The sequence below is a fragment of the Chryseobacterium arachidis genome, assembly GCF_900129245.1.
GTDB classification, from domain to species: Bacteria; Bacteroidota; Bacteroidia; order Flavobacteriales; family Weeksellaceae; genus Chryseobacterium; species Chryseobacterium arachidis.
This window is the reverse complement of sequence record NZ_FQUT01000010.1, coordinates 170,248-183,575: the sequence shown is the minus strand read 5'-3', so window position 1 is coordinate 183,575 and position 13,328 is coordinate 170,248. Positions and strand designations below refer to the sequence as shown.

15 protein-coding genes and 1 tRNA gene are annotated in these 13,328 nt (G+C 35.8%); 8 read left to right on the top strand and 8 right to left on the bottom strand.

All coding sequences use genetic code 11. The features are described 5' to 3' along the window. Positions 1 to 192: C-type lectin-like domain-containing protein (locus BUA89_RS23190; protein ID WP_178362468.1), on the top strand; the 192-nt coding region annotated here is incomplete at its 5' end. Positions 193 to 355: 163 nt separating this feature from the next. Here BUA89_RS23190 and BUA89_RS16735 read toward each other — a convergent pair. After that, the gene (locus BUA89_RS16735; protein ID WP_228420590.1) at positions 356 to 1,189 is read right to left on the bottom strand and encodes a helix-turn-helix domain-containing protein; all 834 of its coding nucleotides are present in this window, start codon (positions 1,187 to 1,189) and stop codon (positions 356 to 358) included. A 139-nt stretch (positions 1,190 to 1,328) separates the two neighbouring features. Further along, positions 1,329 to 2,102, bottom strand: coding sequence for an SDR family NAD(P)-dependent oxidoreductase (locus tag BUA89_RS16730; protein ID WP_072960866.1), 774 nt, complete (start codon positions 2,100 to 2,102; stop codon positions 1,329 to 1,331). Between the two features lie 375 nt (positions 2,103 to 2,477). Between BUA89_RS16730 and BUA89_RS16725 the strand changes: the two genes are divergently transcribed. From BUA89_RS16725 to BUA89_RS16710, 4 genes are read left to right on the top strand one after another with little or no spacing between them, the layout of a single operon-like run. After that, positions 2,478 to 3,434, top strand: coding sequence for a transporter (locus BUA89_RS16725; RefSeq protein ID WP_072960863.1), 957 nt, complete (start codon positions 2,478 to 2,480; stop codon positions 3,432 to 3,434). Between the two features lie 27 nt (positions 3,435 to 3,461). Further along, complete coding sequence (locus tag BUA89_RS16720; RefSeq protein WP_072960860.1) at positions 3,462 to 5,447, top strand: alkyl/aryl-sulfatase; 1,986 nt, start codon at positions 3,462 to 3,464, stop codon at positions 5,445 to 5,447. A 26-nt stretch (positions 5,448 to 5,473) separates the two neighbouring features. Beyond that, positions 5,474 to 5,833 carry a hypothetical protein gene (locus BUA89_RS16715; protein WP_072960856.1) on the top strand — a complete coding sequence of 120 codons (360 nt, stop codon included), beginning with the start codon at positions 5,474 to 5,476 and terminating at the stop codon, positions 5,831 to 5,833. Between the two features lie 17 nt (positions 5,834 to 5,850). Continuing rightward, positions 5,851 to 6,042: a hypothetical protein gene (locus BUA89_RS16710; RefSeq protein ID WP_072960853.1), complete on the top strand. Its 192-nt coding sequence runs from the start codon at positions 5,851 to 5,853 to the stop codon at positions 6,040 to 6,042. Between the two features lie 21 nt (positions 6,043 to 6,063). Here BUA89_RS16710 and BUA89_RS16705 read toward each other — a convergent pair. Further along, a tRNA-Arg gene (locus tag BUA89_RS16705) sits at positions 6,064 to 6,137 on the bottom strand. A 60-nt stretch (positions 6,138 to 6,197) separates the two neighbouring features. On the opposite strand from BUA89_RS16705, the gene BUA89_RS16700 reads away from it, so the two are divergent. Genes BUA89_RS16700 through BUA89_RS16690 form a run of 3 tightly spaced genes read left to right on the top strand, consistent with a single transcriptional unit; the run spans position 6,198 to position 9,976 of the window. Next, the gene (locus BUA89_RS16700) at positions 6,198 to 7,244 is read left to right on the top strand and encodes an ABC transporter substrate-binding protein (protein ID WP_072960850.1); all 1,047 of its coding nucleotides are present in this window, start codon (positions 6,198 to 6,200) and stop codon (positions 7,242 to 7,244) included. Between the two features lie 43 nt (positions 7,245 to 7,287). Further along, on the top strand, positions 7,288 to 7,932 hold the full coding sequence (mtgA, locus tag BUA89_RS16695) for a monofunctional biosynthetic peptidoglycan transglycosylase (protein WP_072960846.1): 645 nt from the start codon (positions 7,288 to 7,290) through the stop codon (positions 7,930 to 7,932). A 13-nt stretch (positions 7,933 to 7,945) separates the two neighbouring features. Beyond that, positions 7,946 to 9,976 (top strand): recombinase, encoded by a 2,031-nt coding sequence (locus BUA89_RS16690; RefSeq protein ID WP_072960842.1) that lies wholly within the window; start codon positions 7,946 to 7,948, stop codon positions 9,974 to 9,976. On the opposite strand, the gene BUA89_RS16685 is transcribed toward BUA89_RS16690, so the two are convergent. From BUA89_RS16685 to BUA89_RS16665, 5 genes are all read right to left on the bottom strand, one after another. Further along, entirely contained in the window at positions 9,954 to 10,250 is a 297-nt protein-coding gene (locus BUA89_RS16685) for a hypothetical protein (protein ID WP_072960839.1), read from the bottom strand. The genes BUA89_RS16690 and BUA89_RS16685 overlap by 23 nt on opposite strands. 2 nt (positions 10,251 to 10,252) lie before the next feature. Then, positions 10,253 to 10,756 (bottom strand): hypothetical protein, encoded by a 504-nt coding sequence (locus BUA89_RS16680; RefSeq protein ID WP_143152366.1) that lies wholly within the window; start codon positions 10,754 to 10,756, stop codon positions 10,253 to 10,255. An 81-nt stretch (positions 10,757 to 10,837) separates the two neighbouring features. Then, positions 10,838 to 11,473 (bottom strand): hypothetical protein, encoded by a 636-nt coding sequence (locus tag BUA89_RS16675; protein ID WP_072960833.1) that lies wholly within the window; start codon positions 11,471 to 11,473, stop codon positions 10,838 to 10,840. Continuing rightward, on the bottom strand, positions 11,473 to 12,552 hold the full coding sequence (recF, locus tag BUA89_RS16670) for a DNA replication/repair protein RecF (protein WP_072960829.1): 1,080 nt from the start codon (positions 12,550 to 12,552) through the stop codon (positions 11,473 to 11,475). The genes BUA89_RS16675 and recF overlap by 1 nt, the downstream gene beginning before the upstream one ends. A gap of 3 nt (positions 12,553 to 12,555) precedes the next feature. Then, entirely contained in the window at positions 12,556 to 13,311 is a 756-nt protein-coding gene (locus BUA89_RS16665; RefSeq protein WP_072960826.1) for a UbiA prenyltransferase family protein, read from the bottom strand. Positions 13,312 to 13,328: the final 17 nt, after the last annotated feature.

Below are 13,328 nucleotides of genomic sequence, written 5' to 3'. Positions count from 1 at the left end.
AACAATTCCAGTACGGAAGACTATTTCCGTTCAGGTGAGCCTAATAATACCGGAGGAAACGAAGGTTGTGTACATATCATAAATGCGGGTGACGGGACGAGTGAGAATAAAAGAGGCTGGAATGATATTACGTGTGCTAATCCCGGATGGTCCGGCCCTTATAATCAGATTGTTATAGAGTACGAACAGTAGATGTCAATTAGTGTATTTTTTTGAACATAAATGTAAATATAGCAGAATACCTTCTTTCCAATGAAGTAGAATGAAGAATGATGGTGTAAAATTATTTCAGAAAGGAAGGTTCGCAAAACTATTAACAAGAGGCTGTCTCAAAAAATGAGGCAACCTCTTTTTGTTAATCAAATGAATTACGAAATTCCAAAGGCGAGAGTCCGGTTCTAGCCCTGAACATCTTGCTGAAAGATTGCGGATGCTCAAAACCTAACTCATAGGCAATCTCAGCCACTGTTAAATTAGTATTGGTCAATCGCTCTTTCGCTTTTTCGATGATTTTACTCCGTATATACTGCTTGGCATTCTGCCCGATCAGCGAACGTAATGTATCGCTCAAATAACCGGGAGAGATATTCAACTGATCAGCAACATACTGTACGGTTGGAAGACCCTGCTGAATGGATAACTCATTTTTAAGATAATTTTCGAGAATGCTTTCTGTTCTCTGGAGTATATCGTTGTTAACCACCTTTCTGGTAATAAACTGCCTTTTATAGAATCTATTCACATAACTAAGCAGCAGCTCAATCTGGGCAAGCATGACCTCCTGGCTGAATTCATTAACGCGGCTGTTCAGTTCTTGTTGCATGATTCGATAAACAGAAAGGATGATTTCCCTTTCAGTTTCTGATAAATGCAGGGCTTCATTGGATGTATAGGAAAAGTAGCCGTATTGTTTTATTTTCCGTATGATGGGATGACCCAGCAGGAAATCAGGGTGTATGAGTAAAATATAACAATAGGTCTCACTATTATAATCAGTACTTCCCACTAGCTGGTCAGGTGCCAGAAACAGCATGCTGCCTTCATCGTAGTCATAGTAATTTCGGCCGTATTTCAGTCTGCCTTTATTTCTGGTAATAAAAGTAATCTTATAGAAGCTCAGGATATCATAGATCGGAGCCATTGCTGTGTTAAAAGGATTATCCTTGTTAAAATGAATAAGACTGATCAACGGATGCTGCGGTGCGGGTAGTCCGAAAGCCTGATGGCTTTCGGAGATCGAGATGAAGCGTACCAGTTTATCTTTTTTGGATTTCATACTATAAATCTATAAAAAACCTATGACCAAAGATCATAGGTTTTTGTTAAAACTACCACGGAAGAACATTGTCCTTCCCACTGAAATTGGCAGGACCTGTAAAACTTCCGTTGGGAAGATTTTCAGCCAAAGCAACCCTTATCGGTTCCTTTGAACCTTCCTCCACAGAGTCCGTTCCCTGAAAATTATTGAGGGCCGTAGCTGTAAATCCCGGACTCACCAAATGAACTTTGATAGGGGTATCCTCCAATTCTATTGCCAACGAAAGGAATATTCCGTTGAGTGCCGTTTTCGAAGCGCCATATACCGCATCAAAATTCGAACGGTAAGGGTTTTCTGGATTGGAATTATTACCAAGAGATCCTAAAGCACTGGAAACGGTTACTATTCTTGAATTATCCGATTTATGCAGCAGAGGTAAAAATGCCTGTGTAAGGGCTAATGTCCCAAACACATTCGTATCCCATACGGCTTTAAGCTCACTGAGCGGGGCAATACTTGCGCGTTGCGCACCCAAAACTTCCTCCATCGTACGTCCTGATAGGCCAGCATGAGAAATCGCTGCATTATTCACTAGTAAAGTCAAATAGCCGTGTTCTTTTTCTACAATTTTTACGGCTGAGTTGATAGAATCAGAATTTGTAATATCAAGTTGAATTGCTTTTGCAGATCCACCCAGCTTTTCCGTAGCTGCTTCGCCTTTCTTAAGGTCACGAGAACCTAAATATACTATATAGCCATTCTCTACAAGAGCTTTAGCAATTTGAAATCCCACACCGGTATTTGCCCCCGACACCAGTGCTACTTTATTTTCATTGTTTTGCATAATTTTAATGTTTTAAAAGTTATGTAGCAAAGTTGCACATTATAACAGCAATGGATGTATCCCAATCAAGACTAATTGAAGCCTAACCGAGGATTTTAATATCAAAAAGATTTCCCTTAGGTATCTATACTGCTCTATATATCACCAATATCTCTCACTCTGCTTCCCATCGGCCGGACGATGGTTTTATAACGAAAACAATATTCAAGGCACTGAACGTATAGTGTGCTTTTATCATGGATATTTATTAAATACTTGTTTAAATATTTTCTATTACAACTTGTTTTTATTGTTAATGAAATTTATTTCACTTAACGGTTATATATGTAAAACTTTCATTAACTTTATGAATAACATAAAAACTATACATGAATTATGAAAATTATAAGAATTTTAGTGTCGGTTTTTTCTCTGGTTTTTTCGAATGACATCTTTTCTCAACAGGCTACAGAAGCCAAGACCTATCAAAACTACCCTTTAGGGATGAATATGCTGCAGTTTTCGATCGGGCAGCAATCAACCAATTCAACAATCGACGGAGATATTACACTTCCCAGTAAAGATATCGACATTTCTGCTACCATTATGTACCTTAGATATGCAACATTTTTTAAGGTCTTTAATAAAACTGCCGGGGTTCAGGTTGTACTTCCTTATGTAGATATCAATGCAGATTTTTTTGGTACTAAAGCAAACAGTTCCGGGCTTGGAGATATGATTTTTGTTGTCGGCAGTAATATCGTTGGTGGAAAGCCTTTATCGTTTGGAGAATATCTGCAGACTCCTCGCGAAACGGTGTTCGCCTGGTCTTTTGCAACAACTGCACCAACAGGAAGATTTTCCAGCGAAAAACTGCTGAATCCATCGGGAAACCGTTGGCAATTTAAACCTGAATTGGCTCTTACCATTCCGGTCAACAAATTTGATATTGAAGTGTATGCAGCAGCAAAATTCTTTACAACAAATAAGAAATTACCCTCCACTGTGTTGGGACAGCCGGCTTCATCTGTCACCCAAAAACCGTTTTATAGCTTAACGCTTCACAATGTTTACAACATCAATGATAAAATCTGGGTTTCGTTTGATGCGGCGGCAAGAACGGGTGGAGAAACCAGCAAAAACAGTATCGCGCAAGATGACGCTCAAACCGTACTTGGACTTGGCGGATCAATGAATTATTCGCCGACTGTACATCATAAAATAGGTCTAAGCTATATCAGTAATGCTGCCGGAGATGAAAATTCCCCCAATGGTTCCATTTATGCTCTTAAGTATTCCTATATTTTTGGCGGAGGCATAGATAAAACGCTGAAAGAGCTTAAAAATAAATAATATCATATCACCAATAAAATATTTATTATGCAAACAATTCCTACTTTTTTGCTTGGCACAGCTATAGTAACTGGTGTTTCATTTTGTCAGGCTCAGAATAAAAAAACCTCTATAGCAGAAAAGCAATCCACTTCTTATACAGAAAAAAGCAATAATGCTTTGACTGCTTATTTACCCTTTAATGACAATACCGATTTTGATAATGCACAGAAAGGACTTATTGCTACGTTGCCTTCAGGCGAAATCAAAGATTCTGAAGGTAATATTTCTTACAGTGTCAAAGCATTTGATTTTCTGAAATCCGATGCACCTACAACAGCTAATCCGAGCTTATGGAGGCAGAGCAGGCTGAATGCTGTCAGCGGACTTTTTAAAGTTACCGACAATATTTATCAGATACGAGGTTTTGATCTTGCTAATATGACCTTGGTAAAAGGAAAAACAGGTTGGATTGTTATTGATCCGCTTACCGTTCAGGAAACAGCTTTAGCTGGAATGGAATTGGTAAAAAAACACATCGGAGATTTTCCCGTAAAGGCTGTTCTTCTTACACACAGTCATATTGACCATTTCGGCGGGATGAGAGCATTTATTAATGAAAAAGATATTCAAAGTGGTGCCATTAAAGTGTATGCGCCTGAAGGATTTTTTGAGCATTCTATTAGCGAAAATGTAATGGGGGGAAATGCAATGAGCAGAAGAGCTGCCTATATGTACGGAAATCTTTTGCCTAAAAGTGCCGTTGGAAGCCTTGGATCCGGATTGGGGACGACTACAGCTAAAGGAAGCACAGGAATATTGGAGCCTACTGATATCATTTCAAAACAGGATGGTGAAACGAAAATCATCGACGGTGTCAAAATAGAATTTATTTATACTCCTGAATCGGAGGCTCCGGCGGAAATGATGTTTTACTTCCCTGAGTTCAAGGCTTTTTGTCAGGCCGAAAATATTTCCCATACGCTTCACAATCTTTATACATTAAGAGGCGCACAGGTAAGAAACGGGCTGAAATGGAGCAGCTATATTGATAAAAGTATTCAGAAATTCGGGGATCAGGTAGAAGTTTCCTTTGGTTCCCATCATTGGCCTGTATGGGGAAATGATAATATTATAAAATTCTGGGAAAACCAGAGAGATATGTATCGTTTTATTCATGATCAGACTTTAAGACTTGCCAACCAAGGATATACTCCGACGGAAATCGCTGAAATACTGACATTACCTGACGAACTTAATAAGCAGTTTTATAACCGCGGGTACTACGGTTCTGTAAGTCACGATGTTAAAGCACAATATCAACTTTATTTCGGATGGTTTGATGGTAATCCATCCAACTTAAATCCGTTGCCGCCATCCGAAGCGGGTGCGAAATATGTTGAATTTATGGGCGGTGCCGAGAATGTTTTAAAGCAAGCCAAGAAATCTTATGACAAGGGTGAATATCGATGGGTTGCTGAGGTTTTGAAGCATCTCGTTTTTGCTGACAGCAAGAACCAAGAAGCTAAAAATTTACTCGCCGATTCTTACGAGCAGTTAGGCTATATGTCGGAATCGGGACCTTGGCGAAATTTTTATCTTACAGGAGCATCTGAGCTTAGAAATGGAAAGAAAAATATTTCAAGGGGAGGAACAACAAGTAAAGATATGATCAGCGGAATGTCTTCTGAATTATTCTTTGATTATCTCGCCATGCGCTATAAAGGAACCGACTATTTTAAAGATCAGTTTAATTTTAACATTCTGCTTACTGACAGAAATGAAAAAGTTGGTTTAATCGTCAAAAACGGAATGGTAACCCCAAGAATTGGCACATTTCTAAAGAATAATATTACCGCGACTATTTCTGTTAGCCGTAATGATCTTGCGATATTAACAGCTGGAAACAACAGTAAGGTAAATGAATATATTAAAAACGGAAAGATAAAAATCGAAGGTAATGCGGATGCTTTCAATCAATTTATTCAACATATCGATAATTTTGATCCTTGGTTTAATATCGTTGAACCTTAATCTATTTTTCAGATAAGATCCCTTTTATGATTGCAGATCAAATTGTCATTTTACAAGTTGATGACTCTGATAAATTAAATGAACTCTTTGAGCTTGAAATTTCTAAACTGGAATACAATCCCATCACCAAAGAACTGATGAAGAAGATACTCTTAGATAATTACAAGCAGTTTACTTACGATATCGAAGCGAAAAGAAAATCTATTTCAAAAGAGATCAGTTTACTTCGTGAAAAAGTTTCGATAGATAAATATCTTTCCGATAAATTGTATGAAGATGATTATAAGGAAATAAAAAATGCTCACAAAACCCAAATCGAGCAGTTGGAATTGAAACTTCAGCACATTGTATCAGAAAGCAAGAAACTTGACATAAGACAAAGATAGAAAATGCACTCAATTCAATGGAAAACCTTGCAAACCTTTATCAGCAGGGAGATTTACAAACAAAAAGGACGATTAGGTGCTTAATATTTCCCCAAAAAGTCGAATTTGACGGAAAAAGTTTTCAAACACCTAAAATGAATATTGTTGCGCAGTGTATCTATCAGTATAACAACGGATTAGGAAATAAAAAAACCGACATTGAAGAGTAAAATCTTAAAATGTCGGTCTAGTGACCTCGACAGGATTCAAACCTGTAACCTTCTGAGCCGTAATCAGATGCGCTATTCAGTTGCGCCACGAGGCCTTTTGTTTCCTTGTTGTTTAAAGGTTTGCAAATATAGCACTTTTTTCTTTTCTTTGAAAGATGAAAGCAAAAATTTTACTGTTAATCGCGTTTTTCACGCTAATCGCCTGTAAAAGAGAACCAAAAATTTCGTCTTCGGAAGCCGTTTCAATTTCAAATCTGGTAACCTATAAGGTTCAAAATGGTGTTTTGCAGATGAAGTCGGGAAATTTTACCTACGATTTCAAACAAAATCAAATTCCTTTCAAGAAAATCATTTTACTGAATGCGAGCATGGCGGGATATATTTCCGAACTTAATGCTGTGGATTTATTGATCGGAGTTTCCAGTCCGGAGTATATTTATTCGGAAAAAATTCAAAGTTTATTAAAAGATGGAAAAATTCAGAATGTAGGAAGCGATCAGAAATATGATGTTGAAAAAATTATTTCTCTGAAGCCGGATGCGATTTTCACCAACCACATTGCCAGTTTCGACAACACTTATCAGTTGCTGAAAAATAATGGGATTCAGGTTGTTTTTCTGGATGAATATATGGAACAGAAACCGCTTGAAAAAACCGCTTATCTTAAAATCTTCGGGAAGCTTTTAGGAAAAGAAGAAGAAGGCGAAACCAAATATAAAGAGATTGAAAAAAATTATAATGAATTAAAACAGTTAGCGTTAAAGGCAAAAGAAAAGCCGACGGTTTTAGCCAACGAAATGTACGGAGATGTATGGTATTTGCCAGGCGGAAAAACATCTGTCGCTAACTTTATTTCTGATGCCAATGCCAATTATGTACTGAAATCCAACACGGAAGAAAAAGCAGTTACCATGAGTTTTGAAGAGGTTTTTGCCACAGCAGATAAAGTTCAGTATTGGGTAAATGCAGGCAATCACATCACCAAGAGGGAAATGCTCAGCATGAATCCTTTATATGGAGAATTAAACGTTTTCAACAAAGGAAAAGTATATGTTATCACAGGTAAAGAAAGAGCGAAAGCCAATGATTTTTTCGAGAGCGGGGTGGTACGTGCTGATCTCGTTTTGAAAGATTATATCAAGATTTTTCATCCCGAATTACTGCCGGATTATCAGCTGACCTACATGAAAGAATTGCAATAACTCGGAGTATTTGCTTATTTTTGACAATCATTTTACCAAGATTATGTGGAAAAAAATTAAACAGATTATATTCATTATTCTGATTCTTAATGTGGTATTCATCGTTTGGGGACGTTTTTTTAATCCGCCTATCACACTTACGCAAATCGGTGGGCTTTTCGAATACGGAAGGCTGCAGAGAGATTATATCCCCTATGATGAAATGGGAGATAAGGTAAAAAAGGCAGTCATCGCATCTGAAGACCAGAAATTCTTTAATCATGATGGTTTCGACTATTCCGCAATCGAAAAAGCCATGAAAAACAATGAAAAAGGCAAAAAACTGAGAGGCGGAAGTACCATTTCCCAGCAAACTGCAAAAAATGTTTTTCTTTGGCAGGGCAGAAGCTGGCTGAGAAAAGGGCTGGAAGCAGTATATACTTTTATCATTGAAAAAGTATGGTCTAAAGATATTATCCTTGAACGCTACCTGAATTCTATTGAAATGGGGCAGGGAGTTTTTGGAGTAGAAGCAGCTGCAAAGTATTATTTCGGAAAATCGTCTAAAGATCTCACCTCTTCTGAAGCAGCCTGGATTGCGGCAGTTTTACCTAATCCTAAAAAATACGATCCTAAAAATCCGTCTGCCTATTTGAGAAAGAAGCATAACTGGATTATGCGACAAATGAGGAATGTGAGTTTGAAATAGTATCTTTGTACTAATGAAATTCCTAAATTCTAGCGTAAACTTTGATTCGATTCTTAAAAAATACTTTTCTTTTAAGAATGAAACCCTTTCCTTAGAGCCATTGGCTGAACTTTTGGAAAGTGTAAAAAAAGCTGAATTTAAGGAGGTTCTTCGTTTTTTCAAAAATAATCCTCAGTCTACCGAAAATTTTAAATATTATATTCATCATATTTTCAGTGAAAGAACTTTTAATCTGTCGCTGACAGAGGCTAATATCCTGTCCGAAAATGCCTTCATTCCCGAATTTAAAAAAAGGATTCTGAATAAAGTTCTGCCTCCGGTTGTTAATGAAAAAACAATTTGGTATCTGATTGATAACGTCAGTTTAAGGCCTAAAAAAGACCTGAGCTATTTTCATAATCTTCCGGAGAATGAAGTGGATGAACTGTTTAATATTCTTGGGATTTCCGATTTTATTGTCAGCCACAAAGTAAAAAAGGAAATTCTTTTCTCCATGAACATCCTTTCATGGCGTGTAACGGGCGCTGCAATGGAAGTTGAAGTGGTAAGAATGGCTCCGCAATACAGGAATTTTGATAATCCGTTTTTGGCACTTCAGAATGAGCTTGAAGAGTTGGCTGCGGAATTTGAAAAGAATCCTGAGCTTCAATTGCATTCCAAGGACAGCAGATATAAGCAGATTAAAATTTATATTGAACAATGTCTGGAATTTGTTAATATTTCGTTTAAAAACTCTTCTAAATACGGTATTTCAGGAAAAATTAATCAGTCACTACTGAAAATTCGGCAACAAGTTCAGAGAATTTATGAAATTGTTCAGTTGTTGGTGATTGATCAGGAAAAAGATATTTTGATAAATTCCAAACGGTTGATTTTTAATATTTTAAAATATAAATCTCATCGAAATAACGTTTCAGAACTTATCAATGACAGTACCCGTATGATCTCTCACTTGATAACCAACCATACTGCGGAGACCGGAGCGCATTATATTACTTCGACTCGTAAAGAATACATGACGATGTTTTATAAAGCCAGTGGGGGTGGAATTATTGTAGGAGCTTTATGTGTACTGAAAATGCTGTACGGATACATTCCCGGAAGCGATTTTTCGCATGCATTTCTGTATTCCATGAATTATGCGATGGGATTCGTTATGATCTACCTGATGGGATTCACATTGGCCACTAAACAACCTGCAATGACGGCTGCAACAATGACTAAAGTATTGTCTGAAGAAGGAAATATAAAAAGTAATTACACCGAATTTGCGCATCTTGTTTCAAAATTATTCAGAAGTCAGTTTATTGCGTTCGTGGGGAATGTATTGCTGTCTTTTCCTGTTGCACTGCTGATAATCTATGGATTAGACGTATTTTTCTCTCAGAATTTAGCTGTTGAACGATCCGACAGACTGCTGAAAGACCTGGATCCTTTCAGATCTAAAGCAATCCTTCATGCAAGTATCGCTGGGTTTTATCTTTTTATTTCGGGGATTATTTCCGGAAATATCGGGAACAACTCGGTTTTTTATCAGATTCCGGAAAGAATAGCGAAGAATTTTTCGATAAGAAGACTGTTGGGGAAGCGCTTTGCTAAAAGCCTGTCTAAATATTATGCTAAAAACTGGCCCGGAATTGTCTCCAATTTCTGGTTCGGAGTTTTCCTTGGAGCTACAGCGCCGGTGGGCTTGTTTCTGGGCCTGGATCTGGATATTCGGCACATTACTTTTGCCGCAGGAAATTTTGCTTTAGGCTTGTATGGGAAAGATTTTTCTGTTGATTCCTACACTTTTTGGATTTCTTTTATTACGGTTTTTCTGATCGGATTTTTTAACTTTCTGGTGAGTTTCACACTTTCTATGTTTTTAGCGTTCAGATCTAGAAAGCTGAATGTAGGACAAGTAAGTGAGATTTACAGAGAAATTTTTAAGTATTTCCTGAACCATCCGCTGAAGTTTTTCATTCCGCTGCGATCGAGATTAGATAACAGGGCAGACGAACTGATAAACAGCAGAATGTCTACAAAATCTGAAGATCATTAAATTTATCAGCTCCGAATTTGTCCTGAAACTTTTTTAAGTAAAAGCTTTTACGCATCTGAAAATCGTGCTTCAGTATGGGCGAATTAATTTTTATGATGACACATTTATCCTCAATATTCACACTTTTAATTTCGTTAAAAAGGCTTTCGTCAAGGTAATCCTCCAAAAAGTCTTTAATTTCAAAAGCGATTAATTTATGTTCGAAACCATGAATCCTTGCAAAAGATTTTACAAGTTCTGAGGATTGGAATTCACGTTTTTTATTTTTTTTCATGTTTATTTTTGAGTATATTGTGTTTGTAATCCTTTGCTTTGGAAAAATTTTTCCAGTTCAGGATAAAACTTATTGCACTGATCATTAATGAAAATACTACTTTCTGTAGAAGATCTTAAACCGTCGCATTCAAAGCAGATTTCAAAAATATCAAAAACTTTATCGTCTTCATCATAGAAAAGTACTGCGTTTCTTGGAAAAAAACATTTGTTTCCCATAACGCTGCCACCCATGAATTTTCCGCAGGTATTGAAAATTGTATTGTAAAGTTGATGAATTTCAGGAAGATTTAGAGTTTTTGATTCATCAATACCAATTAGATTTTTTTGTTTATGAATATTCTTAATATCAATGGGTTTCTTTTGAGCTTCTTCCCATTTTTTTAAGGCATTAGAGTCTGAAGCAATATTCGGTGGTGGCGGCAACGGAACCATGCCGCGGAATTGTACATTATAAGAAATGATTTTTATTGTTGTTGCCTTATTAAAAGGAAAACTATTAATCATTTCATTTGTCGAAAATTTTTTTTGACCGAATGAAACAGAAAATAATACCAGACAAATAAAAAATAACAATCTTTTCATTACTTATTTTTCTTCTTTATATTGAGTTTTGACCCCTGTTTTATTAAAAAACTTTTCTAGTTTATTGTAGATGTCATCACAAACTAAATCATTGTCAAATAAATTTTTAGGATCAGATTCAAAACCTCCACATTGAAAACAGATTTCCAGATAGCCGAAAATTTTATCGTCTTCATCATAAAAAAGAATGGCATTTCTGGGAAAATAGCACCCGCTGGTACTAATCAATCCCATCATATATTTACCACATTCATTGAAAATAATATTAGACAACTCTTTGATCTCTATTAAGTTTAAATTCTTTTGTTGTTGTGCTCCGTTAAGATTCTCATCGGATAAAATATCGGATAATTTTACAGGAAACTTTCTGTTTTCATAATTTTTTATAGCTATTGAATCCCCGATGGGTGGTGGAGTATAGATAGGTTCTTTCTTAAAATCTAAATTATAAGAAACAAGCTTTATTTTTGAAGTTTTATTAAAAGGGAATTTTTTTATATGATTATTAAAAGCTGTTGGTTTAAAATCTCGATTAATATAAGTGTCAAAGACTTTAGGTTCATGAGGTACTTTTATTTTTTTCTGACTAAAACAGAAAGCAAAAGATAAAATAGATAATATGAAATATATTCTTACCATTATATCTCAAAAATAATACTTTCCTCATTAATTTTCTTCACAACATTTTCCGTACGCTCTCTGTGCGTATCCGTAATGAAAATCTGCCCGAAGTTTTCCTGATTCACCAGCTCGATCAACTGTGAAACACGGCTGTCATCCAGCTTGTCAAAAATGTCATCCAATAAAAGAACCGGTGTTTTGTTGGTTAACTCCTTGATCAGGCTCATCTGAGCTAATTTTAATGAAATTAAAAATGACTTTTGCTGTCCTTGTGAACCAATTTTCTTGATTAAAACAGAATTCATTTCAAATAAAAGGTCATCTTTATGAATTCCTTTTGAAGTATAGGTCAGCATTCTGTCTTTTTCTAAACTTTCCTTCAGTAAATTTTCAAAATTATCTTCCAGTAAATGAGATTCATAAATAACGGAAACCGTTTCCTTTCCGCCGGAAATAATCTGGTAAAAATTCTGTACGATCGGATTTAGTTTTTCAACAAAATCCCTTCTCTTATTAAAAATTTTAGTTCCGAATTTTATAATAGGATCATCATAGATTTCCAGGGAATCTTTATCCCAAACTCTGTTTTTGGCGAAATATTTTAATAATGCATTTCTCTGTTGAATCGTTTTCTGATACTGAATCAGATCAAATAAATATCCCGAATCGGTCTGGGAAATCATAGAATCCAGAAACTTTCTCCGACTTTCTCCCGAATCTGAAATTAGGTTGGAATCATACGGGGAAATCATCACACTGGGCAAATATCCGATATGATCTGCCATTCGATCATAGCTTTTGTCATTTTTTTTAATGACTTTTTTTGCTTCTTTAGGCTGAAGAATTTTAATATTATCTTCACTGTCATCGTTTTGAACTTCAGCATCAATCGTGAAAAAATCTTCATCCGTTTTGATGTTGTTCAGATCTGTATTTCCCAAAAAACTTTTTCCGACCGAAAGATAATGAAGCGCATCCAGAATGTTGGTCTTTCCCACGCCGTTGTTTCCCACAAAACAATTGATTTGCGGCGAAAACTCAAATTTTTTCTCAGAATGGTTTTTGAAATTGTACAGGGAAAGCTTTTTGATAATCATTCGTCAAAAATACTTCATTATTAGTAAAAATAAAAAAGGAAGTGCAGAGCAAGTTTCAACACCGAAAGAAAAATAGGCATCACTTCTCTCATTTTCAGAGAAATAAATTAAAAAATAGGTGATAATGCCTGAAAGAAAAAAAGCAATTGAATAATTTAAATCCAGATAAAAAGCGGAAAGAACATTACTGACAAAAACCAATAAATAAGCAATATATTTCGTGTTTTGAACACCAATGATCGTTGGGAATGTTTTCACTGTATCCACTTTCATATCGCGAATGTCAAACGGTAAAACCAAAGCGGTAATAAAGAAAAAACTTATTAAAAATATAGGAACATCAAACTCAGGAAGTGTGAGCCAGCAATTCATCAATCCCCAAACCAAACCTACATAAAACACTTTCAGCAAAGGGATTTTTCGGATATACACATCAAGAAAAAAGCTGTTATACAATAATCCTAAAACTACAATGACAAACCATTTTATCAGCCGTATTTCATTATGATTATGAATAATTAAAAATGCACAGATAATTCCTGCAACTGCATTTAAAATTAAAATTTTAAAAAAATGTTTTGTTTTCTGATATTTCGTATAAAGATAACCGCTGAAATACGTTATAAAAATGAGAAAGACAGTAGGATAGCGGAATGTATTTTGCTCCAGCATGAAAAATACTGCAAATAAAGTTCCTGTTAACGATACGTAAAGTTGGCTGTCGATAACGGATTTTTTCAGTATTTTTAAAGAATTCATTTATCAAAATTAATACC

Excerpts from the sequence above, each read along its gene's own strand:
- BUA89_RS16675 (WP_072960833.1), bottom strand. The coding sequence starts at position 11,473 with ATGGTAAGAATATATTTCATATTATCTATTTTATCTTTTGCTTTCTGT.
- BUA89_RS16710 (WP_072960853.1), top strand. The coding sequence starts at position 5,851 with ATGGAAAACCTTGCAAACCTTTATCAGCAGGGAGATTTACAAACAAAA.
- BUA89_RS16720 (WP_072960860.1), top strand. The coding sequence starts at position 3,462 with ATGCAAACAATTCCTACTTTTTTGCTTGGCACAGCTATAGTAACTGGT.
- BUA89_RS16685 (WP_072960839.1), bottom strand. The coding sequence starts at position 10,250 with ATGAAAAAAAATAAAAAACGTGAATTCCAATCCTCAGAACTTGTAAAA.
- BUA89_RS16680 (WP_143152366.1), bottom strand. The coding sequence starts at position 10,756 with ATGATTAATAGTTTTCCTTTTAATAAGGCAACAACAATAAAAATCATT.
- BUA89_RS16730 (WP_072960866.1), bottom strand. The coding sequence starts at position 2,102 with ATGCAAAACAATGAAAATAAAGTAGCACTGGTGTCGGGGGCAAATACC.
- mtgA (WP_072960846.1), top strand. The coding sequence starts at position 7,288 with ATGTGGAAAAAAATTAAACAGATTATATTCATTATTCTGATTCTTAAT.
- BUA89_RS16665 (WP_072960826.1), bottom strand. The coding sequence starts at position 13,311 with ATGAATTCTTTAAAAATACTGAAAAAATCCGTTATCGACAGCCAACTT.
- BUA89_RS16690 (WP_072960842.1), top strand. The coding sequence starts at position 7,946 with ATGAAATTCCTAAATTCTAGCGTAAACTTTGATTCGATTCTTAAAAAA.
- BUA89_RS16725 (WP_072960863.1), top strand. The coding sequence starts at position 2,478 with ATGAAAATTATAAGAATTTTAGTGTCGGTTTTTTCTCTGGTTTTTTCG.
- recF (WP_072960829.1), bottom strand. The coding sequence starts at position 12,552 with ATGATTATCAAAAAGCTTTCCCTGTACAATTTCAAAAACCATTCTGAG.
- BUA89_RS16700 (WP_072960850.1), top strand. The coding sequence starts at position 6,198 with ATGAAAGCAAAAATTTTACTGTTAATCGCGTTTTTCACGCTAATCGCC.
- BUA89_RS16715 (WP_072960856.1), top strand. The coding sequence starts at position 5,474 with ATGATTGCAGATCAAATTGTCATTTTACAAGTTGATGACTCTGATAAA.